Here is a 23,766-nt window from a genome sequence, read left to right as displayed (position 1 = left end):
ATTTGGTATGGCTAAGTCGTGCGCCTTTTGAGTTCGGAGTAGATGTCCCGTGTTTCCGTGTGTCTGTTGCGGCTATCTGGTGAATGACGAACCTCCGGGCTCGCACAACATCTGCCCGATCTGTGGCTGGGAAGATGATATCTCACAATTGCGGTTTCCGGAATTGGCAGGTGGCGCAAACAAGTTGTCTTTGCTTGATGCCCAAAGCCAGATGGACGGGTTGGACGTTTCCAACAAGGCGCGTGCGCTGGACGTTAGACGGGAAGTCGGGTGGCGGCTCATAGATTTGGAATTAGATGATATTGAAAGACCTGTTTCCGGAAACGACTACGGTGTGTCGTACCCGGAAGGGGAGAGATCGCTTTACTACTGGGCTGATGAGTATTGGCGCCGGACGCGAAACTAAGATTTTGGGATTAAGGGTCGAGTCGTTGCCATGAGTACGTCAGATAAAAAAGTAACTGCCGCCGTCATCATGATCGGTGATGAAATTCTCTCCGGGCGCACCCAGGACAAGAATCTGGGGTTCATTGCCACCTGGCTGGGGGAGCGGGGCATCCGGGTGATGGAAGCCCGCGTTGTGCCGGACATCGAAGACGAGATCGTGGACGCAGTGAACACGCTGCGGGCGAAGTTTGACTATGTCTTCACGTCCGGTGGCATCGGCCCGACCCATGACGACATCACGGCTGACTCGATTGCTGCAGCGTTCGGCGTGCCCATTGGTCACCACCCTGAGGCCATGGCGCGGCTGCAGGCGCATTACGATGCGTCGGACATCGAGTTCAACGATGCGCGCAAGCGCATGGCGCGCATTCCCGACACCGCGACCCTGATCGACAACCCGGTCTCCAAAGCGCCGGGCTTTCAGATCGGCAATGTGTTTGTGATGGCGGGCATCCCCTCGGTGATGCAGGCGATGATCACCGGCATCGAGGACCGTCTGACGGGCGGTGCCAGGATGCTGGCGTGTTCGGTCGCCGGGCAGATTGCCGAAGGCGTGATTGCGGAGCCGCTGGGCGTGCTGCAGGACAAGTATCCGCAGGTCTCCATGGGCAGCTATCCCTATTACAAGGACGGCACTTTCGGAGCGAATCTGGTGTTCCGCACAACCGATGCAGACCTGCTGGCCAAGGTGCAGAATGAGGCCATCGAGATGGTCCGCGCGCTTGGTGTCGAGCCGGTTGTCGGGGACGGCACCTGAGGCCTGGCAAGGTCTCAACCGTCTGAAATCGCTGCGTTAACCGCGATTTCGTGACAGTTTGGCAACACCCCCTTCAACATTACGAAGATTTCAGGTCATTCCACGCGGAATCCATTAGTATGAGTCTCAGGAGCGGTTATCGTTCTGCCCGGAAACAAGGGCGGCGCGATGCGCATCGGCCCGGTGAGGGGATCGACGATCTTTCAGGAGATCGTTTCGTTTTCACCGGAACGGAGCATCTGCCGTCCAAATAAGCGACCGGCAGGACGGATCTGCATTACGCAGAAACCGGAACTGTCATTCAGGGACATCACCTCCGATTTAAACGGGGGCGGGGAAACCTCTCGAGGGAGACTAAGTATGAAAAAGATTCTCGCAGGCGCATTCGGTGTTGCCGCTGCCGCGCTCATCATGACCGGCTCAGCTTTCGCGCTGGACTCCAGCTACGAAGCACAGAGCAAGGCTGGCACGCACCAGTTCTACGTATGGTGCACTGGTGCTGCTGACAGCGAAACAACTGCTGATGGTGCCAACATGGAAGAAGCCATGGCATCTGTGCAGGGTTCCGTAGGCGGAACTTGCAAGCCAGTTTGGCAGGGCCTCGTCAACTAAAGACGGCTCACACGCGTATCCACACTCTTAACCGAGTGGCAAAGCGGCGGTCTTCGGAAACGAAGGGCGCCGCTTTTGCGTCCGGGGTTTCTGCACCGGCCAACATTTCCCAGCCATTGCCATCCTCCGGCTTGGTGACCCTTTAGCCCTCCGGCTTGACCGGAGGGGTGGGATCCATGCTGCGGTGGCTGCGTGGATTGTCCGGTTAAACCGGACAATGGTGTGGAGATCAGACAGAGGATGCTGCCCTTTGGTGCTCCTTACCTCGCGCGTAATGGCCCTGTCGGGGCAGTGCCGCCTACCTATCCTTCAGCAAAACACACACCTGAAGGAGCAAGTCCCATGACCAACACAGCAGACCGGCTCAACGCCAACCCTCTGCCGCTTGCCAAGCATCTGGGCATCCGGTTTGTCTCCGCCGAGCCTGACGCAGTGGTGGCGGAACTTGAGATTACTGAAGAGCTGTGCACGTCCGGCAACATCATGCATGGCGGCACCGCTATGGCGCTGGCGGACACAGTGGGGGCGGTGGCCACCTTCCTGAACCTGCCGGACGGGGCCGGCGGCACCACGACCGTTGAGAGCAAGACCAACTTCCTGGCGGCATGCCCCGCCGGCCAGACCGTCAAAGCAACGTCCACGCCGGTGCATCGCGGTCGGCGCACACAGATGTGGCAGACCCGCATCGAGCGCGCAGACGGCAAGCTCGTGGCACTTACCAGTCAGACACAAATGATCCTTTGAGTGTCCCCGCAATCACGGGGATCGATTCATTTGTATGAGTCTTTTCAGCTGCTTGAATCGTTATCCACAAAGCTCTGAATCGCTGTGGGAAGGTAGGCGGACCAAGGCTCTTACCAAATCTTTGCGAGTTGCTTGTAAGCAGGGGAGGTGTCGCCTAAACCGGGGTGACACTTCCCTGCTCAGGTTTCATTGCACAGGCCTTATCGCATCCGCCCATGGACCGCCTCTCGCCCCGCCTTCGTGATCTGCTGACAAACCTCGCGGTTTCTGCCGTGAGTGTGTTTGTCTTTTTGCTCATCTGCGAGTTGCTGGTGTTTCGGGTCATCCTGCCGGCCGGGTCCACGCCGGACAATGCGTATATAGATGACGTGGTGCGGTATGAGCCCGGCCAGACAGGCACCTGGCGGGTGCGCAACGAGATTGCAGCGCCCTATGCCATCAATGCGCAGGGATGGAATTCCGGCCTTGAGGCCTACCCTGAGGCCCGTACCCCCGGGGTGCCGCGCATTGCCGTTGTGGGGGACAGCTACGTGGAGGCGCTTCAGGTGCCGCCCGATGCCAGTATGGCAGAGCGCCTTTCTGACACCCTGTATGTCTCGGCAGACATGCCGGGCGAGGTCTATCGCTTTGGCATGTCCGGCGCGCCGCTGAGCCAGTATGTGCATATGGCGCGGCACGAGGTGGCTGACTACCGCCCCGACTGGCTGGTGGTGCTGCTCATCCACAACGACTTTGACGAGTCATTCCGCTTTCAAGCCGGGCGCTATGCCAGCAGCTTTTTGAAGTTTGATGTGGAAAACGGGCAGGTGGTGGGTGAAACACCGCCGCAGCCGTTGCAGCCGTCGTCCTTTGGCTGGTTTCGCAATTTCGCGACTTTGCGCTTTATGGTCTATCGCTGGCAGGTCCGGCCGGACGTCATCCTGTCCAATCTGTTTGCCTCATCGCCTGCCGAACCGCAGACGGACCCTGCCGCGGCCCCCGAACCGGCAGACGTGCCGACAGACGTGCAGGCGGACGCGCCGCCTGTAGAACCAACGGCAGCGCCGAAATTTGCAGCCAACGTCAATCTGACGGACCTGCTCACTGTGCGCAGCGATGTGGAAGCTGCCACCAGCTATGGCTTTGAGCAGCTGCAGCGGGCCGCAACGGGTATGGGCGCCAATCTGCTGCTGGTGATGGACGGCGACCGGCGCAGTCTGCGGGAGGGCAACAAGAATGGCCCGGCGCTGGTGCTGAACGAGATGGCCGCCCGCGAAGCCGACAAGCTCGGCATTGCTTTTTTGGATCTGCAGCCGGTGTTCTCAGCGGACTGGGACGCCAACCAGCAGCGTTTCGAGCACGACGTGGACAATCACTGGAATGCCCATGGCCATGACGTGGCCGCGCGCGCGGTTGCCGAGCATATCCGTCAGCACAGGGACTAGGGAGCGCCGGTCATGCGCGTTCTTGTTGTCTTGGCGCAATCCATCACTATGGTCGCCTAACGATTGATTCCCTGATGCTGCGGGCTTGGTGGAATTGGTAGACACAAGGGACTTAAAATCCCCGCAAAATCCCCTGTGTCCCCGGCACTGAAAATCAGCAACTTACAGCGCTGGTTAGAATGTGCTGAAAAATGCAAGCCATTGAAATCGTGGGTAAATATACCCGCTCGTGAGGATGATGTTGCTGGCATAGAGCCAAAAATTGTTGCGGCAGCAACAAAGTCTTTCGGAAATCTATTCACCGGCGGGTAGATAGAGCGCCGTTTTCGGAGATTGTTGCGGCAAGTGTTGCCGAATCGTGGCCTTGTTAGTCGAAGTGGCTATAAGTGCCTCAGTGCGGGCGTGGCGAAATTGGTATACGCACGAGACTTAAAATCTCCGGTCCTATGGACGTGCGGGTTCAAGTCCCGCCGCCCGCACCATATGAAGTACTAGATGCCCAACGTCTTGGCGGCAAAAACCAACAGTGAAAAGCTTCTCAATGACGCCAAAATGCTTGGTGATGTGGGAAGCTATGGCTCTGCTAGTGCGCTTGCGGTGATCGCCGTCGAAGAAGCTGCAAAGGCATTGATGTTTCGTTGGAATGAGACGAAGGGCGTCTTTAGTCACCACGAGAAGCACCGGACTGCGGCTAGCGTTATTTGGGCTGATGGCTTTGTCCAGGGACTGGAGTCAATCTCCGGTGAAATCGGTTTGACAGTAAAACCCGTGGATGAAATTCCGGCATCGCTACTGAAGTGGCTGGAGGAAAATCCTCAGTGGACTGAAGAAGCAGGTTCCAGAATGGTAGCCGCTGTCGCGGAAACTGATGTTTTTCAGACGGGTGTCGAAATCTCTCACTATCTAAGTAGTGGGAAATTCACCGAACTGAAACTCCAAGCCCTATACGTGGACCCGAACAACTCGGACCCAAATGGGGGTGTTTCCAGCATCACTGAAGAAAGTTACTTGGAGATAGCGGAGATCGGTCAGCGACTTCTAGCTATCTTGGAGAGGATCCTTCTGTCCGACGGCTGAGTTGCTGCTTGATTTGGCGAGTGTGGTGATCTTCGGGGATCAAAATCCCTCGTGTAGGATATGTTGCGGCGCTTGTTGCTGGAAGATGCAATTTGGGTGGCATGTTTCCGTGTAAGTCGTTGATTTTATTGGGCGAGAAGGGACTTAAAATCCCTCGGACGGTAACGTCCATGCCGGTTCAAGTCCGGCAGCCCGCACCAATACCTTCCAGCGGTGTCGAAATGGGTCTTAGAAACTTTTTGATCGAAGGGGTGTCGGGGACCGGCAAGACGACCGTAGCTGAAGAGTTGCAGAGGCGCGGGTATCACGTTCTGCACGGTGACCGGGAGTTGAAATACCGCGGTGACCCCAAGACCGGCGAGCCGTTGGAAGAACCTGCTCACGCGAGTGCCAAAGACAAAGTGAGCTGGCAGCACACGCATCTAGTGTGGGATGCGGACAAGGTTCGGTCCGTGATCGCTGATCACAGTTTCCCGGTTTCTTTCTTTTGTGGCGGCTGCAGAAACTCCGATCACTTTATTGATCTGCTCGACGGGGTGTTTGTTCTCAAAGTCGATGACATCGAAACGATACATCGACGACTTGATGAGCGCGTGGCAATAGACCCAACTGATTTCGGGGGACGACCAGAAGAAAAAGAACTGGTTGCGCGGTTACACCGGACAGAAGAAGACATGCCCAACAATGCAATCGTGATTGATGCCACTGCGCCGCTCGAGGCCGTGGTCGACGAGATTTTGAAAGAAGCAGCCAAGAGGTCCCTTGGACGGTAACGTCCATGCCGGTTCAAGTCCGGCAGACCGCAGCCGTTTTTCGGCAAACGGCTATGACCGTCCGCTTTTTGGGTAACGGACGGTCATAGTCAGTTTGCGGATGAACCTGGTGTGAGCCAGCTCTTTATTCCGCCGCCTGGAGCTGTTCCACAGTCTGGGGGCCGCGGACCAGACCGCCGGGACGCTTGTCTGTCACGACACCACCCTTGAAGGTCACCTGGCCCGACTTGATGGTGTAGTCATAGCCATCCGCCTTCTGGAGCAGGCGTTTGCCGCCGGCGGGCAGATCAAAGGCCAGCCATGGCTTGCCGAGTTTGATCTGGTCCATATCGATGACGTTGACATCAGCCAGGTACCCGGGCTTCAGCACGCCGCGATCATTGAGGCCGTAAAGACGCGCGGTATCCAGACACTGCCGCTTGATGGCGTGCTCGATGCTGAGCGTGCCACGGGAGCGGTTCTTGACCCAGTGTTCGAGCATGAAGGTCGGGCTGGCGGCGTCACAAATGGTGCCGCAATGGGCGCCCCCATCGGACAGGCTGTTCACCGTATCGTCGGCCTGCTGCAAGGCTTCGAGAAAGTCGAGATTGCCGTCCATGTAGTTGAGCAGCGGCAGGTAGATGAAGCCCTTGCCGTCGTCTCCCATCATCAGATCATAGGCATATTCGGCGCCCGACTTGCCGGCGGCTTCGGCGCGGCTGGCAATGCTTTCATCGGCCTGGGGCTCATAGTTGAAGTCTTCGTCCATTTCGAACTGCATCGCCCAGCCCTGGGTCACCACCATGAACACCGGTACCAGATCAACTTCTTCAGGCATTTCACTGGCTTCGCTCAGCAACTGAGCCTTGAACGCCGGATCCTTGAGCTTGGCGTATTTTTCGTCCCAGCTCAGATTGTCCATCGCGACCCAGCTTGGATGGCGAACGAAGGGGTGAACCGTCCCCTGCCACGCCATCACAATGCCATTACCGCGCAACGCAATCTGCGCCACAATGTTGGCGCCGTTGTCATTCTCGGCACGCATATTGGAAATCTGTTCATCCAGGGACTGGTCTTTGGCAATCGACTGGAGAGCCGCGAACGTTACCGGCATGCCGGTTTCGCGACTGAGATCGCCCATCCACTCGAACTCTTTCCATTCCTTGTTGAGATCGCTGGCCATTTCAAACACGCCATAGCCGACCCGACCCATCGCGCGGCCAATGCCAATAAGCTCTTCTTTGGTCGCCGTTGTGCCGGGGACCAGTTCGCCATCAATCGACCGGTGCAGGATCGTCCGCGACGTCGAGAAACCAAGCGCGCCGGCTTTCAAACCGTCTTCAACGATCTCCGACATCTGCTGGATTTCATCTTCCGTGGGGACGGCGCCGGGCTTTTCCTTGTCGCCCAGCACATAGGCGCGCACCGCACCGTGCGGAACATGAGTTGCCACATCGACGGTGCGTGGAAGTTTTTCCAGTTCATCAAGATATTCGGGGAACGTTTCCCAGTTCCAGCTCATGCCTTCGGCCAGTGCAGTGCCGGGAATGTCTTCCACGCCTTCCATCAAACCAATCAGCCAGTCATGGCGATCAGGCCGGGCAGGGGCAAACCCAACGCCGCAATTGCCCATCACCACCGTGGTGATGCCGTGCCAGCTGGAGGGTGCCATTTCGTCGTCCCACGTGGCTTGGCCATCATAGTGGGTGTGCACATCAACAAAGCCGGGGGTGACGATCTTGCCGGTCGCGTCAATCTCTTCGCGCCCCTGTGCCTTGACGTCTCCCACAAGGGTGACGCGGTCGCCATCAATGGCAACATCTGCAGTAAAGGGCGCATTGCCCGTTCCATCAACAACCGTGCCGCCGCGAATTACCAGATCATGCATCGTCTTTTTCCCGCCCTGTCGATTGACAAACTGTCATAAGGGTAACGAGTTCAGCGCGCGGATCAAGGTCGGGAACGGGGCGTGACAAGGCGGGCCCTGGTACCCGACGATTTTTGTTGGCCAACGCTGCGGATTTCGCGTCTGCGAAAAAGCGATTTTGTGGGCGCACGCGGTTGGGTTCAGGCCGATGCCTGCCGCCATCGTGTGATGGCGAAGATCAGCATGATGACCCAGCAGATGGTGACGCCCAGCGTCAGCAGTGCGCCGTATGTGGAAGGGTCGTAGAAAGCGGGCAGTGTCAGCAATGCGCTGGCCGCGGCCACTACACCCAGGATGCGCCAGAAGTGGCGGCCCTGCGTTGCGATGACGACACCTGCGGCCACGCCCGTGATCATGATGCTCAGGAACTTTGTCCAGACCGGATAGGCCAGCAGTCCGATGTCCGGCGCGCCTTCAATGTCTGCGGTCAGGCCCAGCAGGATGTTGTTCTCAATGGCGTCAGCGGCACCGGCGATGATGCCGAGCATCGCAAGTAAGTACCAGATCGAGTTGCCGCTGGCCGTGCCGGCTGCACGCAGGAACAGCGCGATGAACAGGCCATAGGCGATCATGAAGGGGAAGTCCCAGATGTTGCCGTCGTCCATCATGGCGATGCGACGGTCGCGCTCGGGATCATCCGGCGTGCCAAACACGGCGTGCAGGTCCGCGACGGAGCGCGCCATTTCAAAGGCGATGACCGGCGAGCCATAGCCCGGCTCGATGCCGGCGCTGTCCGTCGGGAATTTCGGCATCAGGTACAGCGAGATCAGCAGCACCGCCAGACCTGTAACCACACACTGAAGCCAGTGCCGTTTGACGTTTTCCATCTGCTTTATCCCCCCGGTTTATTGTTGGGGGGCAGCCTAGCGGCGCGGCCTGGGGGTCACCAGACCTATCTGTGCGTTGCTGTGCGCCACCCCAGGACAAGCGGAACGGCAACGGCAATGCCGAACAGGGTGTTGAAGACGGCGTTCTGCCAGAAGCCCGTTGCCAGGGACATGGTGGTGTCGACCACGAACCATGCCGCAAAGGAGGCAGCGAAAACGCGCCAGGTCCAGGCATCCATCAGGTGTGACGCTTTCTTGGTATCGCCCGTGTTGCCCGTATCGCCGGTGTCGAGTTGTGGACCGCGTATCACCAGCGTCAGCAGAACGGCCCAGCCGAACAGAACAGCGCCGAGCACCTGATAGATGAACCCGGCATAGCGGCGGGTTTCCCCGTCCATCAGGTCCGCCTGCACCGGGCTTGCCTCATAGCCGCCATACACCATCCAGTCGAAGAAACTCAGGGTCAGGCTGGGGGAGAGGACAAAGACCAGACCCATCACGCCAAAGGCGATTGAGAAGAAACCAAGGACGGACCGGGCTGTCATGCGGCATCGCTTTCACGGAAATAGAGCAACAGGGGAAGGCCGCAGGATACGCCGATGAGGAACGTGCCAGCAATCACGGCGACGATCTTGCCGACGCCAAGCTGCGTGAGGTGGGCGAGGGCAAAAACCACCAGCACCAGTGCCGAGATGCCAATGTCCCAGGTCAACATGGTGGCAATGGGGTTGGCGGTGGCGAGGGCAAAGAAACCGGCCAGATCGCCAGCATTTCCCAGAAACCACGGCACGAAATAGGAATACGGCATGATGATGCCGATGACCGTAAGCGCGAGATACAGGTGTTTGCGTGACATTGAAATGTCTCCCCTTTCCGATCAGGTCGGGCTGCTGTGTGTGGGCTCAAAATGGGCGCGGTAGGTCGGTGGACCAATTACCTGGCACGTAGGCAGGGGGCAGCGCTCGATGCTGGACAGCTTCGTTTTGTAGGGTCACTCTTGCTGGATCAAGAAGACCGGCACCACAAGCAGCATCAAAGCTGCGCGCGCCGAGGGGAGGACAGCATGGCCTATATCGACGGACGTCTCGTACATGACGCGGACAGTCACCTGATGGAACTGGGGGACTGTCTCGACCCCTATCTCGAGAAACGTCTGCTGGACCGCTATCACGCGCTGGATATCTACCGCACAAAGGTCGGCAACAATGCGTGGGCCGATACGGCGCGGGCGACCCAGGCGGACACGGCCTTTCGTGCCGAGGCAGACGCCAATATCATGGCGCGCAAGAACTATGAGGGCATGGGGTCGTTCATTGCAGATGACCGTCCGCGTGCTGTCGATCTGCTTGGCGTCGCAAGCCAGCTTGTGTTCACGACGTTCTGTCTTGGCAATTTTGATCTCGACCAGGGCAACGACATGGAGCTGTGTTACGCCGTCGCGCATGCCCATAACCGCATGATGACCGACTTCTGCAAGGTGGACCGCCGCCTGCTGGCCACAGCCTATGTACCGCTGGAGGATTTCGCCCGCGCAGAAGCGATTGCAAAAGATGCCATCGCGCTGGGGGCCAAAGCGTTGCTCATTCCCTCGTGGTGCCCGCAACGGCACAGCCCCAGCCATACGGGCCTGTTCCCGGTCTGGGCGATGGCGCAGGAGGCGGGCATTCCCATTCTCATGCATGTGGGCGGGGAGGACAAACTCAACGCCACCTACAAGGAGAATGGTCTGCCGCCGGTGCCGGACTTTCATGGGGGTGACGACAATTTCACGTCCGTGAGCTACATGCCCATTCCCCAGTCAGCGATGCAGACGCTGGCGACGCTGATTTTTGATGGCGTGTTTGACCACTTCCCCAATCTGAAATGGGGTGCCATCGAACTGGGCGCCGCGTGGCTGCCAGGCTGGATGCGGTCCATGGATTCGGCTGCCCACGCTTTCATGCGCAATGAAGAGCGGCTGCAGAACCTGTCAGACAAACCGTCGGAGATTGTCCGGCGTCAGCTTCGTGTCTCGCCGTATCCACATGAAGATGCGGGCTGGATCATTTCCAATTCAGGCGAGGAGACATGCCTGTTCTCCACCGACTTCCCGCATGTGGAAGGCGGCCGAAATCCGCTCAAGCGGTTTGACGCGAGCCTTGAGGGCATGCCGCAAACAGCGATTGACGGTTTTTATGCTGAGAACTTCATTGACCTGATGGGCGAAGGGCTGGCGGAAGATCTGCGCCGTCCCGCCCATCTGGTGGCGGCCTAACGGCGATCTGCGCCCGTCAGTTCCGGGATCAGGATGGCGCTGGGCGGAATGCTTTGCGTCGGTTCCAGGGATGTGTTCAGCCGATAGAGCGTGGAGCAGTACGGGCAGATGATTTCATCGTCCGACCCCATGTCGAGATAGACATGCGGGTGATCGTGGGGAGCACTTGCGCCGGTGCAGTGAAATTCCTTCACCCCGACTTCAATGATCGCGACGGCTTCGTCGTTCTTGAACTTGGGTACGACAGCTCCGGCCATCTTGAGATTCCCTGTCTAAGTAAATGCTGGGTCTGAGTAACTGCTGGTGCCATCTTCTACCGCTGCCAGCGGGTAGGCTGCAAGCGCTAGCTGGCAGGCTCGTTTTTGGGCCTGAAGAAGTCTGCCAGAAGCGGGTTTGAGGCATCCTGACGCTTGTAGTTGAGGCCATGGTCCGCGTCATCCAGCATGTGGATGGCAGCCTCGGGCACAAGGTCGCGGAGCTTGTCAGCACTTGAGGGCAGGACCGTTGGATCATCAGCCCCGAACACTGCAGCGACAGGCATGCCGGTCGCGGCCAGCTGCCGGTAGGTCTCGGTGCGTGAGGTCATCGGCGTGTTGCGCAATGTGGACAGTAGCGAGTCCAGATAACCGCGATAGTCCATCTGTATGCGGATATCACCGACCAGCCGGTTTTCTTCAGCGAGGCCCGTCTCGTCATATTGTGGATCACCAAGCAGCATGCCGCGGCCGACAATGCGCCACATCAGGTCGCCGATGCCGGGCAGTCGGACAATCTTTGCGGCAAGGTCATCCCCGCCTGCAACGTCCAGGCCCGCAGGCACGAACAGGAACACCGCATTCACCCGGTCGGGATGACGTCCGGCAAATTCAGCCACAATCGGTCCCCCCATGGAGAGGCCGACCAGACCCACAGGCTCGGTGATGTTCAGCCCGTCCAGCAGTTCCATCAAGGTGGTGTCATAGAAGTCCACCGTATAGGCGGTGCGCGGACGGTCAGACCAACCACGGCCGAAATGGTCATAGCGCAGGACGCGATAGCCCTGAGAGGTGAGGGCCGACACATTCTGCTCAAAGATGAAGTGCGGCGTGGAGAAGCCGTGCACCATGACCACGACCGGTCCGGTTGCTGGACCATCCCAGCGATAGTGCAGCCTACCGCCAGTCACCGTGATGAAATCACCGGGCGCCTTTTCCTGTTCCGCCTCGGTGAGCGGGCGCAGGCCCATGTCGAGCGCGATATAGGTGATGTAGCCGGCGGTCAGCACGACGGCGATGATCAGCACGATCCAGTTCATTGTGTCGTCTCCGCTTGAATATCGAGGGCTTATGCGCCGCCCGCGTCGATGCCAAAGGCACGGGCCAGCCAGTAGAGCGGCCAAACCACTGATTTGCCAAGGGCCAGCAGTGTGGACACGCTCCAGCGCTCCGCAGACCAGTCCAGCGCGTCAGCCCCGCCCGATGCCACCACATCCTCCCACATCAGCGCCATCATGCTGGCGATCAGGCCGGTGCCGTAAATCGCCGGCATCAACCGTGGTCTCGCGCGCCGGGGGGCCGGGGCCTGAGGTGTGGCGGCGGCGGGTGATGTCGTATCAATTGATCGCCCGGCATAGATCCGGCGCGACGGTGCTGTGGCAGATGCCGGCATGAGACACTTATCAGCCATGTCGCGGTCGATGGTGATGGAATGATCAGCAGACGGAATGGTTTGTCCCAATGGATGCGATGAGGGCGCAAAAGCGCTGGCGAATTTGATGGTTCTCTTCTGCTCGCGGGCCGCTGTGCGTGTGTCCTGGGCCAGCGCCATGAAGGATGTGTCACCGCCCATGACCAGCAGAATGTCCGCCTGCCGCTCGCGCAGTGCGCGCATCCCGTCCAGCGCCATGCGCACGCGAATGTCGCCGGGCTGGGTCACCAGAGTGGATTGCGTGTCCTTGAGCCTCTCAACCCACTTGCGGTGATCCTCATCCAGACGCGCATCACTGGAGTGGTAGATGTTTGTTCTGGAGATTGCCCATCCGCGTTCCGCTGCCAGACGATCGGCCAGGGCGGCGGGGTCAGTGTCCGCGCTCGCTTGGCCAAAGGCGTGGGCCAGACCCTCGCGAAACGGCGCTGCATTGCAGAGCACAACCACACTGGGAGGAGGGGTATCTCCGGCCTGGGCATCGTCATCTGGTGCGTTTGCGGTCATCTGGTCCTGTAAACAGCGTGGTGCAGCCATCTTTGCATACCGCCACGCGGGCGGTTTGGGAATATGACCGCGGGTTGGTTGTAAAAGTCACCAGTTTGTCAGGGATCGTGGCTTCTCGACTTACAATTTTGTGCGTATCATGACCCCAACAACAATGTGAGTGCGACCACTTCATCCCATGAAGTGATAAAAAATCAGCCACCACAATCACGTTGCGCTAGGGCTTATGTCAGCAGCAACATCAGGCAGGTGACCCAAGGAGGACGCGGGCCCGCTTGCACACATTCATGTGGATGGGTGCCAGGGGTCCGAAGAGTAACGTATGAGCCAAACAGAGATTCCCGCAAACGGTCCGGCGTCGGGACTTAGCCGCTGGCGCATTGGTGCCTTTGCGCTTCCTGCCGCCCCGATTGCCGCGATGGGGCTTCCCATCGTTGTGTACCTGCCACCGTTCTACGCTGGGGAGATGGGCCTCGGTCTTGCCCTCGTTGGCGCGATCTTCATGATCACCCGCTTCTGGGATGTGTTCACTGACCCCGTGCTGGGCGTCATGTCTGACCGGGTCAAAACCCGTTGGGGCCGTCGGCGGCACTGGATCGTCATTTCCGTGCCGATCATGCTGGTCTCGGTCTATATGCTGTTCATGCCCACCGCACCGGTCTCCGGCAGCTATCTCCTGTGGTGGATGGTCATTGCCTATATCGGCTGGACGCTGCTCACGATCTCGCACATGTCGTGGGGCGCCGAACTGACACCTGACTACAATGAGCGCTCGACCATTCAGGGCTTCCGTGAAGTAGCCCTCATCGCCGGCATGATCTTTGTGCTGCTGGTTCCTGTCTTCATCGAAGCCATGCAGCCGGAAAATGTCGCGGCAGCGCGCGTTGCTTCCATGGGCTGGTATGTGTTGATCCTGCTACCCATCACGGTCTTGATCGCCGTATGGGCCGTGCCCGAACGCAAGGTGCCGGATCCGACCCATGTGCCGTGGCGCGAAGCGGTCAGCATTCTGATCAAGAACCGGCCTTTGCTGCGTCTGCTGATTGCCGACCTGCTGGGTGGCATATCCGGCGGCATCGTGACGGCCCTGTTCCTGTTCCTGGCCGCGGACGTCCTCAAGCTGCAATTCGCCAGCCTTCTTATTCTTGTTTATCTGACTGCCGGGTGCGTGTTTGTGCCGATCATGGTTCGCCTGTCGCATATGTGGGGCAAGCACCGCACGCTGGCATATTCCTCTTTGTTCTCGGCTGTCACCGTGCCGCTCATCTTCCTGATTGAGCCGGGCGATCTGTGGTTTGCCGTTGCGGTGTGGATCTGCCTTGGCGTGAACATGGGCGCGGGCCCTTTCCTGTTCCGCTCCATCATGGCGGATGTGGCGGACCACGATCACGTGGAAGGCGGCAACCAGCGCACCGGGCTTTTCTATTCACTGCTGACCATGACCAACAAGATTGGCGCGGCGCTGGCGATTGGGTTCACTTATCCAGCCCTTGAACTCATCGGCTTTGTGCCCGGCATTGAAAACACGGCCTCGGCTGAACTGGGGCTCAAGCTGGTCTATGTGCTGCCGCCGGCGATAATCGGGTTCCTGGTGGCGTGGGTGATGTGGAATTTTCCCATCGACGAAGACCAGCAGTCGGAGAACCGGCGTATTCTGCAGAAGCGTCAGTCCATGGCTGAAGGAGCCGGTGGCAATGCCGGCGCCTCTGTTGCGCCCATCGGGGGTGCAAACTAGCACCCCCGTGCCCATATCGTGTTGATGCTTGGTATCCCCGGTTAGAGCGTAATTTCTGATGGCCAGCCTGAAACTGACACCACTTCGCCTGCTGGCGTTTGCCTCTCCGGCAGCGCCTATCGCCGCCATGGGGCTTCCCATCGCGGTCTATCTGCCGCCGTTCTATGCAACGGAAATGGGCCTCGGCCTGGCAACCGTCGGCTGGGTCTTCATGATCGCGCGCTTCTGGGACGTGTTCACAGACCCGGTGCTTGGGGTGCTGTCTGACAAATACCGCACCCGGTGGGGCAGGCGGCGGCACTGGATCGTGGCGTCATTGCCGGTGATGCTTGTTGCCACCTACATGCTGTTCATTCCCACAGCGCCTGTCTCCGCCACCTATCTGCTGATGTGGATGGTGATCCTCTATATCGGCTGGACGCTGCTCACCCTGTCGCACATGTCGTGGGGGGCGGAACTGACACCAGACTACAATGAGCGCTCCCTTGTGCAGGGCTGGCGGGAAGGGTCGCTGATCCTCGGCATGCTCCTTGTGCTGATCACCCCTGCGGTCATTGACTACATCGGTCCTGAGGACGTTGGCACCGCGCGTGTCGCGGCCATGGGCTGGTTCGTGATCATCCTGCTGCCCATCGCGGTTCTGGCTGCCGTCTCCCTTGTGGGCGAACGCGACGTGCCGGAACCAAAGCATGTGCCATTCCGCGAGGCGGTGAGCGTGCTCCTGCGCAACAGCCCGCTGCGCCGGCTGCTTGCGGCTGATCTCGCCAACGGCATCGGCTCGGGCACCATGGCGGCGCTGTTTATCTTTGTTGCGGCTGACGTGCTGCAGATGGGCTCGTGGTCGAGCGCCATCCTGCTGGCATACTTTGGCGCGGGCGTCATCTTTGTGCCGTTGATGATCAAGCTTTCATATGTCTTCGGCAAACATCAAACGCTGGCGGCTTCAGCCATCCTCAACGGGCTTGGGCTGCCGCTGATTTACATCGTTGGCCCCGGTGACGTGCTGATGATGGTTCTCTTTACGGCACTGTTCGGCATCAATCTGGGTGCTGGGTCATTCCTGCTGCGGTCCGTGATGGCGGATGTGGCGGATCACGACGAAGTTGAAACCGGCAATCAGCGCACGGGCCTCTTCTTCTCGCTGCTGACCATGACCAGCAAGGTCGGCGCGGCGCTGGCCGTTGGTCTGACCTACTACCTGATCGACACACTGGGGTTCGTGCCGCGGGGCGACAACACCCAGGCGGCGCTCGACGGTGTGCGCGCTACGTTCGTGTGGTTGCCCACTGTCATGTATTTCGCGGTGGGTGCCATCATGTGGACCTTCCCGCTGGATGAAGCCCAGCAGCAGGAAAACCGCCGTCGGATCATGGAACGCACCGAGCGTGAACCACCCATCGTGCCGTTCGAGTAGAGCAACTCCTGTTGCCCCGGACTTGATCCGGGGCCTACTCGCAGACGCTCCAAACTGCAGCATATGGATTGTCCAGTTAAACCGGACAATGGCGAGGCTTGTTTGTTTGAGACTCAAGAAAACCCGCCATCCCCCGGCTTGACCGGGGGATCCACCGGACTTTTGTGATCAGGCGTTGTCGGTTGCGGACCGAAGGTTGGCGAAAATCTCCATACCGAAATCGCCGTCATAGGCGGCTTCCGGCGTAGCGCGCACGGCTTTGTCGAGGGCCACAGCGTCGGGCCCGATGAGGATGCGCCAGGTCTCTGCCTTCACACCATCCAGAATGACTGTTGCAGCCTGTGCTGCCGTCGTGGTCGCGCTGGTGCGGAAGTGATCGTTGACCGCTTTGGCTTCTTCCTCGCTCAGTGCTTCTTCTGCGTCACTGAACTCGCGGAATGTGCTGCGGGCAATGTTGGTGCCGATGTGGCCGGGCATGACAACGCTGGCCTTCACGTGCGGCGCATTGAGGCGCAGGTCGTTCACCAGCGCTTCGGTAAAGCCTTTCACTGCAAACTTGGCAGCGGAATACGCCGTGTGCGCCGTATCAGATCCAAGGCTTGCCCAAAAACCGTTGACCGAACTCACATTGACGATGTGGCCTTCGTCGGCCGCAATAAGCAGCGGCATGAAAGCGCGGGCGTTGTTGTATACGCCGAACCAGCAGACGTTGAATGTCCGCTCCCAGCTGTCGCGGGGGGTGGTGACAAAACTGCTGCCGCCGCCAATGCCCGCATTGTTGAAAAGCAGGTGGATGTGATCAATGTCATGGGCGTCGCGCACGTGGTCGCGGAACGCGTTGACCTGATCTTCGTTGCTGACATCTGCCTTAAAGGCTGTGACCTTCACACCCTGCGGTGCGCCCGTCATGGCGATCTCGACGGTTTCCGCCATGTCTTCTTCGGAGACGTCGCAAATGGCGATGCTGCAGCCGGCCTCTGCCAGCTGGCGCGTCAGTTCACGGCCAATGCCTGAGCCGCCGCCGGTGACGACAGCGATCTTTCCGCTGAAATCTTTCATGGGTGTTTCCTCATCATTTTGTTTTCGCGGCAACCTTACTTGGCTGGTCGCGGGATGGGAAACATCAAAGCGGGAAAGTCGGCGCCGCTAGCAGCAGCCACACCCGCCAATGTCGGCGAGGCCATCTGGGTTGTAGGCGCGGGATACAGCATCGCGAGATACGTCAGCGCTGGCTTCAAAGTCCGCTTTCGCCTGTCGCTGCATGTCCGGCGACATCAGGAAATCCAGCGCCGTCATGGCGAGGGACTTGGCCCCATCGACCACGGCCTTGTCGCCGAGGTCAGAGCCGGCCCATTTTGCAAATTCGGGATTGTGGATCACCACGTTGGCGGGGGCGCAGGAGATCATCGGGTGGATCGACGGCACCCGGTGGGAAACGTTGCCCATGTCGGTTGAGCCCGCTGAGCTCGAGGGCAGCATTGCAAGGTCAACGAAGTCGCGTCCCAGCGTCTCAGCGTTTTTGACGTAGGCTTCGGAAATCGCAAAGCTTGTCTTCATGTCCAGATAGTCGGCCTTGGCCCATTCGACTTCAGCTCGGCAGCCGGATGACAAGGCGCCTGCGTCAAAGCACGCCTGAACGCGCACCTTGAGGTCTGCTAGGTCGCCCGCGTTCTTGGCGCGCACATAGAACAGTCCTGCGGCCTTGTCCGGCACGATGTTGGGGGCAAGTCCCGTCTCGGTGAAGATGCCGTGGATGCGTTCTGTCGGACGGATGTGCTGCCGCAGCTGGGCAAGTGTCTGATAGGCGGTGACAAGCGCGTCCAGCGCGTTGAGGCCTGCATGGGGCATGGCGGACGCGTGGGCTGATTTGCCGTGATAGGTCACACGCACTTCGCTGACGCAGATGCACGGCATGGTCTCAAGGTCGATACCTGCGGGATGGACCATCATGGCGGCATCCAGTCCGTCAAAGGCACCTTCCTGGGCCATCAGCTCCTTGCCGCCGCCCATTTCTTCTGCCGGCGTGCCGAGATAGCGAATGCGGCCGGGCAGTTTGCCGTTGAGGGCTGCCAGGCCAAGTGCTGCGCCCAGACCCGTGGTCGCGATGATGTTGTGGCCGCAGGCATGACCGATACCGGGCAGGGCATCGTATTCCGACAGGATGCCGACTTCTGCACCACCGTCCCCGAATGACGCGGCATAGGCAGTGTCGAGGCCGAAGGCGTTGCGGGTGGCAGGCAGGTTGTGTTTGTCCAGCGTGTCCGCCAGCAGGCCTGCTGCAAAATGCTCCTGGAATGCCAGCTCGGGTTTTGCGTGAATCTGGTGGCTGATGTCGATCAGCTCCGGCGCCATGGCGTCGATACGGTCACAGGTTTCGCGTTTGAGGGCGTCCAGATCACTCACAGCTCGGGCTCCAATGCATTATTTGACTGGCCTGAGCATAAACGACGTATGCGGCGTTTGACAGAGAGGGTCCAAGCGCGTCACGTGGCGCCGGGGGCAATAATAATTGGGCTGCTTCCGCCCAGATAAACACACGCGAACTGGACATCGAATATGAAATACCTGTTGGCCGGCCTTTTGGCGGCGATGATCACGACACCTCTGGCGGCAAAGGACTTTCCTGGATTCTACCGCATGCAGACACAATTCCAGGCGCCTGAAAACAAGTGCTTTGAAGGCAGCCGCGTTGACCCGTCTTTGTCTTTGGGCGGCGCCGCACGCATGGATGACTGTCAGAACGTGACCGGCCAGCTGTGGATCGTCATTCCAGCAGGGCAGGGCCGCTACCGGCTTTCAACCGCATTTCAGATGCCCGAAGGCAAGTGCCTTGAAGGCAACAAGTTTGACCGGTCGTCTGCTCTCGGCGGCGCGGCATTTCTGGATGATTGCCAGAACGTGTCTGGTCAGCTCTGGAAGTTCGAGCCCGCTGGCAATGGTTGGTACAAGCTGAAGACCGTGTTTCAGGGCAACAACAAGTGCCTTGAAGGCAACAAGTTTGATCCGGCGTCGACCCTTGGTGGCGCAGCCTTCATGGACAATTGCCAGAACGTGTCCGGTCAGCTCTGGAAGTTCGTTCCTGCCGGGAACTAAAACCGGCACAGCCTGCAATCAGGAGGGGCGTGCCATGTGGCGCGCCCCTTTTTTGTTGCCGCCAAACCCGCTAGGTGGGGAGCTCGCACTCATTCAAGGTGGCTGAAAAAGATGAAACAGGTAACGCGCGGGGACGCAGTTCTTCATGTGTATGAAGCAGAGGCGGGCGACCGTCCGATCATGCTGGTTCATGGGTTTGCATCAGACCACGTCACCAACTGGGTCGCGCCGGGGTGGATTGAACCTCTGTCACAGGCGGGCTTTCGCGCAGTAGCGCCAGACCTGCGCGGCCATGGCAGCACCACAAAATTTTACGATTCGGCGGCCTATGCGCTTGAAGAGATGGCAGGTGATGTTGCTGCGGTGATTGAGAGCCTGGATGCAGGCCCCGTGGACGTCATGGGCTACTCCATGGGTGCATTCACCTCTGCCGTGCTTGCCGCACAGCGCCCTGAGCTTGTGTCGCATCTGGTGCTGGCGGGCGTCGGTGAAAACATGCTGCGCGAGACGGGCCATCGTAATGAAGAGATTGCGCAAGGCCTGCTGCAGGATGACGTGCCGACGCAAAGCCAGGAAGTGCCGCGCCGCTTCCGCCTGTTTGCGGATCAGACGGGTGCGGACAAACAAGCCCTTGCGGCCTGCATTCGCGGCATCGGCAAGGTCTTTACGGCGAATGACCTTGGTGCCATCTCAGCGCCAACGCTGGTCATCGCCGGTGAGACGGACGACGTGGCCCGTGATCCGGCGCCGCTGGCTGCCCTTATTCCCGGTGCTGAGTGTGTGGTGGTGCCGCGCCGCGATCACATGCGTGCGGTGGGCGACAAGGTGACCAAAGCCGAGGTCATCCGCTTTCTCACCGACGCTGATTGAAAAACAAAACGGGCCGGATCACTCCCCCAAGTGATCCGGCCCGTGCAAGGAGGGACGAGCTCCTTTGTGTGGTGTCAGCCTTGCGTCTAGAACGCGTAGCCGACGCCGAACGTCAGTGCTTCGTTGTCGTTTGTGCCCAGATCAACCGTCTCGGAGTAGACGAGGCTCAGGTCGACGCCGTAGAGCGTGTAGCCAAGACCGATGTTCCAGTCCTGGTAATCGTCCTGTGCGCCTTCATCAAACTCCTGGAAGTTGTATCCACCTGCCAGGCTCACGTCGTAAGGCAGCGGCACTTCGAGGCCGAGCTGGTAGTAGAACGCGTCGCCAGTGTCGCCGAAGAATTCCGGTGACCAGGCAAGGCCGATGCTGGCAGCGGCAAAGTCGAAGTCATAGCCAAGTGAGCCGTAGAGTTCGACGAAGTCGTAGTTCAGGTTCTCGGTTGCACCCGGGTACCAGTAGTAGATCACGCCCACGTCGTAGGAGAGCTCGGGCATGCTGTCGATGGCATTGGCAAAGCCGATATAGCCGTCCACCTCGATGGAGGCCTGGTCGCCGTCCACGAAGTCAACGTTGGAGCCCCAGGCGCCGACATAGAAGCCGGAGCTGTGTGCCCAGTCGATGCCGCCCTGAATGGCCGCTTCGTTGTTTGTCTGTGTCACACCGCGATAGATGTAGTCGGTGTAGAAGCCCACATTGCCTGACAGTTCACCGCCGAAAATGGATGTGTCTTCTTCAACGGCCGGAGCGGCTTCTTCAGCCATGGCCGGCTGCGCCAGCATTGCTGCAGAGGCGAGCATCAGTGCAGAGGCTGCCGTGGCAACGCCGCGCTTTGAGAGTGTCCCAGTCTTATCCCTAGTCTTCATGATATATAGAGCCCTTCTTTACTCATTTGATATGCAGCTACACTTTGCTGTGGAGCAGAGTGAGCGGTAGCGTTCGCAAAACAGCCGTTTTTGCGTGGCGGGAAACTACTATTCCCCAGTCGTGTTTCAGGACCTGTCGCCGGAGGAGTGGCTTTAGGCCTCAATCCTCGCTACCAGCGTTATGACATTCCGTCAAAGACTCTAGTGTATTGAGTTAACAAGGGTTTTGCCCAAGTAATGGCCATCGTCACAAATCGTGTGCACAGTTTTTATGCTGCATGTGCGAATGCCTAGTTATTGCGCTGCATATAGCGCGTCGCCAAAACGCAACCATTGCGTCATTTTTGGGCGATAAAAATGTCACATAACAAAAAAACCGCCGAATGCGGCGGTTTTTCGTGCTCGTCAGAGCTGGTGAGTCGATATGTCGGGCGGGTTATTTGACCGCCATAACCTCGATCTCGATCTTCAGGTCCGGCGATGCCAGCGAAGACACCCCAATCATGGTGACGCAGGGGGCCTGTCCGCCAAAGAACTCAGGCAATGGGGCATAGGCCTGGCCAGCATTGTCGTCGGTGAGCCCCACCACATAGATCCGCATGGAGGTGATGTTGGCAGCGCTTGCGCCCACCGCCTCGAGACCTTTCTTCACATTGCCAATGGCGATGGCGGACTGATCGGCCAGGGCTTCAGGGATCGGGTCGCCATTGCGGCTCCACGCCACCTGGCCGGACAGGAAGATCATCTCGCCCGGCGGTGTGGTCGTCACCTGTGTGTATCCCATGGCACCGGCGTCCGGCATCGTGTCGGGGTTGTGTTTCGTGATTGTCATTCTGTTTCTCCTTGATCGCGCGACTTTTCTTATCGGCGCCCTAGCGGGCGACTTGTGGCGCGTATCCCATATGCATACCGGCATCGGTGATCAGTGTCTCGCCGGTGATGTGTTCGCCGCCTTCGCAGGCAAAGAACACCGCGGCATCTGCCACCAGTTCCGGGGTACCGGCCTGCTTCAGCGGCATGGTGGCTTCCTGATCAGCCACAATCTGCTGGAACATGTTGTCGCCGAACTTGTCCTTGAACCAGCGTGTGCCGATGAAGCCCGGGCAGATGGCATTGACGCGGACTTCCGGTGCCAGTGACCGGGCAAGCGACAGCGTCATGGTGTTGAGCGCGCCCTTGGAGGCTGCATAGGCAACCGACGAGCCGATGCCCGCCACACCGGCAATGGAAGACACATTCACGACCTTGCCCTTGCCGTGCTCTTTCAAGTGCGGCAGGCAGGCGCGGATCATCTGGTAGGGGCCAACCACGTTGAGGCCGTAGATCCAGTGGAAGTCTTCGGCATCCAGATCATCAAGCTTGTTGTGGTCGGCAAACTTGGTGCCGCCGGCATTGTTGACCAGAATGTCGATGCGCCCGAAGGCGTCCACCGTTTCCTGTGCCATGCGGCGGCAGTCTTCGTCCTTGGAGACATCCGCCTGCACCAGAACGGCCTTGCCGCCCGCGGCTTCGCAGGCTTTTGCGGTCTCTTCGGCTTCGGTCTTACTTTTCGTAAAATTGATCACCACATTGGCGCCACGTTCTGCCAGCTTGATGGCAATGGCCGCGCCAAGGCCGGTGGCGGAACCTGTGACAATGGCGGTCAGTCCGTCGATACGCATGAATGCTCTCCCTCGCTGGTGCTTTAACTTGTTGCAGCCAATAAGGCGGGGTTGGACGATGACTGCAAGCCCAGACTGACGAAATTAAGGAACGCGACATGACAGCGACATCAAAGACGGTTTCCGGCGCAGAGCTTCCCTCGCGGCTGGCGGAAGCGCCGGGCCGCATCCGGCTGGAACCTGTGTCCGGTGAAGTGGTGGTGACCATGGGCGACATCCAGATCGCCCGCACGCGCAATGCCATTCGGCTGCACGAAGGCGACTACACGCCGATGATCTATGTGCCGGCGGTGGATGCTGATTTCAGCGGCCTGACCAAGACGGATCACAGGACGTATTGTCCCCTGAAGGGGCAGGCGTCCTATTACTCCGTCACTGCGGCCGGGGAGCCCGGTGTCAACGCGGTGTGGACCTATGAAGACCCGTTCGCCGAGTGGGCAGACATCAAGGACCATCTGGCTTTCTACACCGATCGCATTAAGGTCGAGGAACACTAAAAACCCGCCGGCAAGTGCGGGCAGTAATCAGGGGAGACATCATGCGCCATCTCATCATCGCAGGCGTGTTCGTCACGGCCTTTGCGGCAACAGCATCCGCAGAGCCGGTCAGCAAGTATTCCGACATCGACCTTGAGACCTGCCCGCAAGGTCAGGACTTTGGCGACGAGCCTGCCTATGAGGCCATTTGTCCGGGTCCGGATGGATGGGAGCTGCGAGTGATGGAAGGTGACCTGCGGTTCTGGGTCGAGCCACGCCGCGCAGGCGAGCAGACCGAGATGCATTTCCAGACGCTTTCGTCTTTCAACAATGTGCACACCAAGGCTGAATGGCGCGGCGAAGTGGCTGCGGGCTCGTTTGAACCCTACGCCATGATCCTGCGCTACTTCACCGATAGCGGCATGGGTGAGGAGAGCGGCAAGGGCAACGTGCTGGTTGTCACCAAGGTGCCAGCAACACCCGGCGAGCGCTCCTGTCACATCGGCTATGTGGATGCGAAAGCTGTTGAGAACGCCAATGCAGTGGCGCAGCAGATTGCGGATACGACGGCGGACACTTTTGACTGTGAAAAGCACACGCCGCTGACCGTGACGCCGGGCGAGCCGTTGCTCCCGTAACTGTC

26 protein-coding genes and 1 tRNA gene are annotated in these 23,766 nt (G+C 59.2%); 15 read left to right on the top strand and 12 right to left on the bottom strand.

Annotated elements, in window-relative coordinates:
• Window positions 1-49 precede the first annotated feature (49 nt).
• The 8 genes from BN1012_RS09320 (at window position 50) to BN1012_RS09285 (ending at window position 5,834) form a co-directional block, all read left to right on the top strand.
• Complete coding sequence (locus BN1012_RS09320; protein WP_043949404.1) at window positions 50-406, top strand: CPCC family cysteine-rich protein; 357 nt, start codon at window positions 50-52, stop codon at window positions 404-406.
• A gap of 30 nt (window positions 407-436) precedes the next feature.
• Window positions 437-1,204, top strand: a complete 768-nt coding sequence (locus tag BN1012_RS09315; RefSeq protein WP_043949403.1) for a competence/damage-inducible protein A — start codon at window positions 437-439, stop codon at window positions 1,202-1,204.
• Window positions 1,205-1,564: 360 nt separating this feature from the next.
• Window positions 1,565-1,816: a hypothetical protein gene (locus BN1012_RS09310; protein ID WP_043949402.1), complete on the top strand. Its 252-nt coding sequence runs from the start codon at window positions 1,565-1,567 to the stop codon at window positions 1,814-1,816.
• Window positions 1,817-2,158: 342 nt separating this feature from the next.
• Window positions 2,159-2,560 carry a PaaI family thioesterase gene (locus BN1012_RS09305; protein ID WP_043949401.1) on the top strand — a complete coding sequence of 134 codons (402 nt, stop codon included), beginning with the start codon at window positions 2,159-2,161 and terminating at the stop codon, window positions 2,558-2,560.
• A 215-nt stretch (window positions 2,561-2,775) separates the two neighbouring features.
• Window positions 2,776-3,984, top strand: coding sequence for an SGNH/GDSL hydrolase family protein (locus BN1012_RS09300; RefSeq protein WP_043949400.1), 1,209 nt, complete (start codon window positions 2,776-2,778; stop codon window positions 3,982-3,984).
• Window positions 3,985-4,380: 396 nt separating this feature from the next.
• Window positions 4,381-4,466 (top strand) — tRNA-Leu (locus tag BN1012_RS09295).
• A 13-nt stretch (window positions 4,467-4,479) separates the two neighbouring features.
• Window positions 4,480-5,061: an AbiV family abortive infection protein gene (locus BN1012_RS09290; RefSeq protein ID WP_043949399.1), complete on the top strand. Its 582-nt coding sequence runs from the start codon at window positions 4,480-4,482 to the stop codon at window positions 5,059-5,061.
• Window positions 5,062-5,282: 221 nt separating this feature from the next.
• Window positions 5,283-5,834 (top strand): AAA family ATPase, encoded by a 552-nt coding sequence (locus BN1012_RS09285; protein WP_043950876.1) that lies wholly within the window; start codon window positions 5,283-5,285, stop codon window positions 5,832-5,834.
• A 124-nt stretch (window positions 5,835-5,958) separates the two neighbouring features.
• Here the strand turns inward: BN1012_RS09285 and BN1012_RS09280 are convergent, their stop codons facing one another.
• From BN1012_RS09280 to BN1012_RS09265, 4 genes are all read right to left on the bottom strand, one after another.
• Window positions 5,959-7,701, bottom strand: coding sequence for an N-acyl-D-amino-acid deacylase family protein (locus BN1012_RS09280; protein ID WP_043949398.1), 1,743 nt, complete (start codon window positions 7,699-7,701; stop codon window positions 5,959-5,961).
• 179 nt (window positions 7,702-7,880) lie between these two features.
• Window positions 7,881-8,567: a hypothetical protein gene (locus BN1012_RS09275; RefSeq protein WP_043949397.1), complete on the bottom strand. Its 687-nt coding sequence runs from the start codon at window positions 8,565-8,567 to the stop codon at window positions 7,881-7,883.
• Between the two features lie 65 nt (window positions 8,568-8,632).
• Window positions 8,633-9,112 carry a hypothetical protein gene (locus tag BN1012_RS09270; RefSeq protein ID WP_043949396.1) on the bottom strand — a complete coding sequence of 160 codons (480 nt, stop codon included), beginning with the start codon at window positions 9,110-9,112 and terminating at the stop codon, window positions 8,633-8,635.
• Window positions 9,109-9,423: a DUF2834 domain-containing protein gene (locus BN1012_RS09265; protein ID WP_043949395.1), complete on the bottom strand. Its 315-nt coding sequence runs from the start codon at window positions 9,421-9,423 to the stop codon at window positions 9,109-9,111. Before BN1012_RS09265 ends, BN1012_RS09270 begins: the two co-directional genes overlap by 4 nt.
• 207 nt (window positions 9,424-9,630) lie before the next feature.
• Between BN1012_RS09265 and BN1012_RS09260 the strand changes: the two genes are divergently transcribed.
• A complete protein-coding gene (locus BN1012_RS09260) occupies window positions 9,631-10,821 on the top strand; it encodes an amidohydrolase family protein (RefSeq protein WP_043949394.1) in 1,191 nt (396 codons plus the stop codon).
• On the opposite strand, the gene BN1012_RS09255 is transcribed toward BN1012_RS09260, so the two are convergent.
• The 3 genes from BN1012_RS09255 to BN1012_RS09245 all read right to left on the bottom strand — a co-directional run bounded on the left by BN1012_RS09255 (window position 10,818) and on the right by BN1012_RS09245 (window position 13,011).
• On the bottom strand, window positions 10,818-11,078 hold the full coding sequence (locus tag BN1012_RS09255) for a zinc-finger domain-containing protein (protein WP_043949393.1): 261 nt from the start codon (window positions 11,076-11,078) through the stop codon (window positions 10,818-10,820). The two genes, BN1012_RS09260 and BN1012_RS09255, sit on opposite strands and share 4 nt — an antisense overlap.
• A gap of 86 nt (window positions 11,079-11,164) precedes the next feature.
• The gene (locus BN1012_RS16885) at window positions 11,165-12,115 is read right to left on the bottom strand and encodes an alpha/beta fold hydrolase (protein ID WP_052534996.1); all 951 of its coding nucleotides are present in this window, start codon (window positions 12,113-12,115) and stop codon (window positions 11,165-11,167) included.
• A 29-nt stretch (window positions 12,116-12,144) separates the two neighbouring features.
• Window positions 12,145-13,011, bottom strand: a complete 867-nt coding sequence (locus tag BN1012_RS09245; RefSeq protein ID WP_043949392.1) for an NYN domain-containing protein — start codon at window positions 13,009-13,011, stop codon at window positions 12,145-12,147.
• Between the two features lie 322 nt (window positions 13,012-13,333).
• Between BN1012_RS09245 and BN1012_RS09240 the strand changes: the two genes are divergently transcribed.
• Window positions 13,334-14,746, top strand: coding sequence for an MFS transporter (locus tag BN1012_RS09240; protein WP_043949391.1), 1,413 nt, complete (start codon window positions 13,334-13,336; stop codon window positions 14,744-14,746).
• A gap of 58 nt (window positions 14,747-14,804) precedes the next feature.
• Window positions 14,805-16,160: an MFS transporter gene (locus BN1012_RS09235; RefSeq protein WP_043949390.1), complete on the top strand. Its 1,356-nt coding sequence runs from the start codon at window positions 14,805-14,807 to the stop codon at window positions 16,158-16,160.
• A gap of 168 nt (window positions 16,161-16,328) precedes the next feature.
• Here the strand turns inward: BN1012_RS09235 and BN1012_RS09230 are convergent, their stop codons facing one another.
• Entirely contained in the window at window positions 16,329-17,219 is an 891-nt protein-coding gene (locus BN1012_RS09230) for an SDR family NAD(P)-dependent oxidoreductase (RefSeq protein ID WP_043949389.1), read from the bottom strand.
• Between the two features lie 87 nt (window positions 17,220-17,306).
• A complete protein-coding gene (locus tag BN1012_RS09225) occupies window positions 17,307-18,563 on the bottom strand; it encodes a M20 family metallopeptidase (RefSeq protein WP_052534993.1) in 1,257 nt (418 codons plus the stop codon).
• 153 nt (window positions 18,564-18,716) lie between these two features.
• Here BN1012_RS09225 and BN1012_RS09220 point away from each other — a divergent pair, with 153 nt between their 5' ends.
• Window positions 18,717-19,253 (top strand): RICIN domain-containing protein, encoded by a 537-nt coding sequence (locus BN1012_RS09220; protein WP_052534989.1) that lies wholly within the window; start codon window positions 18,717-18,719, stop codon window positions 19,251-19,253.
• Between the two features lie 111 nt (window positions 19,254-19,364).
• Window positions 19,365-20,123: an alpha/beta fold hydrolase gene (locus BN1012_RS09215; RefSeq protein WP_043949388.1), complete on the top strand. Its 759-nt coding sequence runs from the start codon at window positions 19,365-19,367 to the stop codon at window positions 20,121-20,123.
• Between the two features lie 86 nt (window positions 20,124-20,209).
• Here BN1012_RS09215 and BN1012_RS09210 read toward each other — a convergent pair whose 3' ends face one another.
• The 3 genes from BN1012_RS09210 to BN1012_RS09200 all read right to left on the bottom strand — a co-directional run bounded on the left by BN1012_RS09210 (window position 20,210) and on the right by BN1012_RS09200 (window position 22,647).
• Window positions 20,210-20,986 (bottom strand): TorF family putative porin, encoded by a 777-nt coding sequence (locus BN1012_RS09210; RefSeq protein WP_052534982.1) that lies wholly within the window; start codon window positions 20,984-20,986, stop codon window positions 20,210-20,212.
• A gap of 436 nt (window positions 20,987-21,422) precedes the next feature.
• On the bottom strand, window positions 21,423-21,818 hold the full coding sequence (locus tag BN1012_RS09205) for a RidA family protein (protein WP_043949387.1): 396 nt from the start codon (window positions 21,816-21,818) through the stop codon (window positions 21,423-21,425).
• Window positions 21,819-21,858: 40 nt separating this feature from the next.
• On the bottom strand, window positions 21,859-22,647 hold the full coding sequence (locus BN1012_RS09200; RefSeq protein ID WP_043949386.1) for an SDR family NAD(P)-dependent oxidoreductase: 789 nt from the start codon (window positions 22,645-22,647) through the stop codon (window positions 21,859-21,861).
• A 98-nt stretch (window positions 22,648-22,745) separates the two neighbouring features.
• Between BN1012_RS09200 and BN1012_RS09195 the strand changes: the two genes are divergently transcribed.
• Complete coding sequence (locus BN1012_RS09195; protein WP_043949385.1) at window positions 22,746-23,144, top strand: DUF427 domain-containing protein; 399 nt, start codon at window positions 22,746-22,748, stop codon at window positions 23,142-23,144.
• A gap of 41 nt (window positions 23,145-23,185) precedes the next feature.
• Window positions 23,186-23,761, top strand: a complete 576-nt coding sequence (locus tag BN1012_RS16880; protein ID WP_052534980.1) for a hypothetical protein — start codon at window positions 23,186-23,188, stop codon at window positions 23,759-23,761.
• The last annotated feature ends 5 nt before the right edge of the window (window positions 23,762-23,766 follow it).

Origin of the sequence: Candidatus Phaeomarinobacter ectocarpi, assembly GCF_000689395.1 — a bacterium.
Classification (GTDB): domain Bacteria; phylum Pseudomonadota; class Alphaproteobacteria; order CGMCC-115125; family CGMCC-115125; genus Pyruvatibacter; species Pyruvatibacter ectocarpi.
Note: the sequence above shows the minus strand (reverse complement) of the source record. Positions and strands in the feature narration are given on the sequence as shown.

Excerpts from the sequence above, each read along its gene's own strand:
- BN1012_RS09315 (WP_043949403.1), top strand. The coding sequence starts at position 437 with ATGAGTACGTCAGATAAAAAAGTAACTGCCGCCGTCATCATGATCGGT.
- BN1012_RS09310 (WP_043949402.1), top strand. The coding sequence starts at position 1,565 with ATGAAAAAGATTCTCGCAGGCGCATTCGGTGTTGCCGCTGCCGCGCTC.
- BN1012_RS09305 (WP_043949401.1), top strand. The coding sequence starts at position 2,159 with ATGACCAACACAGCAGACCGGCTCAACGCCAACCCTCTGCCGCTTGCC.
- BN1012_RS09300 (WP_043949400.1), top strand. The coding sequence starts at position 2,776 with ATGGACCGCCTCTCGCCCCGCCTTCGTGATCTGCTGACAAACCTCGCG.
- BN1012_RS09290 (WP_043949399.1), top strand. The coding sequence starts at position 4,480 with ATGCCCAACGTCTTGGCGGCAAAAACCAACAGTGAAAAGCTTCTCAAT.
- BN1012_RS09285 (WP_043950876.1), top strand. The coding sequence starts at position 5,283 with ATGGGTCTTAGAAACTTTTTGATCGAAGGGGTGTCGGGGACCGGCAAG.
- BN1012_RS09280 (WP_043949398.1), bottom strand. The coding sequence starts at position 7,701 with ATGCATGATCTGGTAATTCGCGGCGGCACGGTTGTTGATGGAACGGGC.
- BN1012_RS09275 (WP_043949397.1), bottom strand. The coding sequence starts at position 8,567 with ATGGAAAACGTCAAACGGCACTGGCTTCAGTGTGTGGTTACAGGTCTG.
- BN1012_RS09270 (WP_043949396.1), bottom strand. The coding sequence starts at position 9,112 with ATGACAGCCCGGTCCGTCCTTGGTTTCTTCTCAATCGCCTTTGGCGTG.
- BN1012_RS09265 (WP_043949395.1), bottom strand. The coding sequence starts at position 9,423 with ATGTCACGCAAACACCTGTATCTCGCGCTTACGGTCATCGGCATCATC.
- BN1012_RS09260 (WP_043949394.1), top strand. The coding sequence starts at position 9,631 with ATGGCCTATATCGACGGACGTCTCGTACATGACGCGGACAGTCACCTG.
- BN1012_RS09255 (WP_043949393.1), bottom strand. The coding sequence starts at position 11,078 with ATGGCCGGAGCTGTCGTACCCAAGTTCAAGAACGACGAAGCCGTCGCG.
- BN1012_RS16885 (WP_052534996.1), bottom strand. The coding sequence starts at position 12,115 with ATGAACTGGATCGTGCTGATCATCGCCGTCGTGCTGACCGCCGGCTAC.
- BN1012_RS09245 (WP_043949392.1), bottom strand. The coding sequence starts at position 13,011 with ATGACCGCAAACGCACCAGATGACGATGCCCAGGCCGGAGATACCCCT.
- BN1012_RS09240 (WP_043949391.1), top strand. The coding sequence starts at position 13,334 with ATGAGCCAAACAGAGATTCCCGCAAACGGTCCGGCGTCGGGACTTAGC.
- BN1012_RS09235 (WP_043949390.1), top strand. The coding sequence starts at position 14,805 with ATGGCCAGCCTGAAACTGACACCACTTCGCCTGCTGGCGTTTGCCTCT.
- BN1012_RS09230 (WP_043949389.1), bottom strand. The coding sequence starts at position 17,219 with ATGAAAGATTTCAGCGGAAAGATCGCTGTCGTCACCGGCGGCGGCTCA.
- BN1012_RS09220 (WP_052534989.1), top strand. The coding sequence starts at position 18,717 with ATGAAATACCTGTTGGCCGGCCTTTTGGCGGCGATGATCACGACACCT.
- BN1012_RS09215 (WP_043949388.1), top strand. The coding sequence starts at position 19,365 with ATGAAACAGGTAACGCGCGGGGACGCAGTTCTTCATGTGTATGAAGCA.
- BN1012_RS09210 (WP_052534982.1), bottom strand. The coding sequence starts at position 20,986 with ATGAAGACTAGGGATAAGACTGGGACACTCTCAAAGCGCGGCGTTGCC.
- BN1012_RS09205 (WP_043949387.1), bottom strand. The coding sequence starts at position 21,818 with ATGACAATCACGAAACACAACCCCGACACGATGCCGGACGCCGGTGCC.
- BN1012_RS09200 (WP_043949386.1), bottom strand. The coding sequence starts at position 22,647 with ATGCGTATCGACGGACTGACCGCCATTGTCACAGGTTCCGCCACCGGC.
- BN1012_RS09195 (WP_043949385.1), top strand. The coding sequence starts at position 22,746 with ATGACAGCGACATCAAAGACGGTTTCCGGCGCAGAGCTTCCCTCGCGG.
- BN1012_RS16880 (WP_052534980.1), top strand. The coding sequence starts at position 23,186 with ATGCGCCATCTCATCATCGCAGGCGTGTTCGTCACGGCCTTTGCGGCA.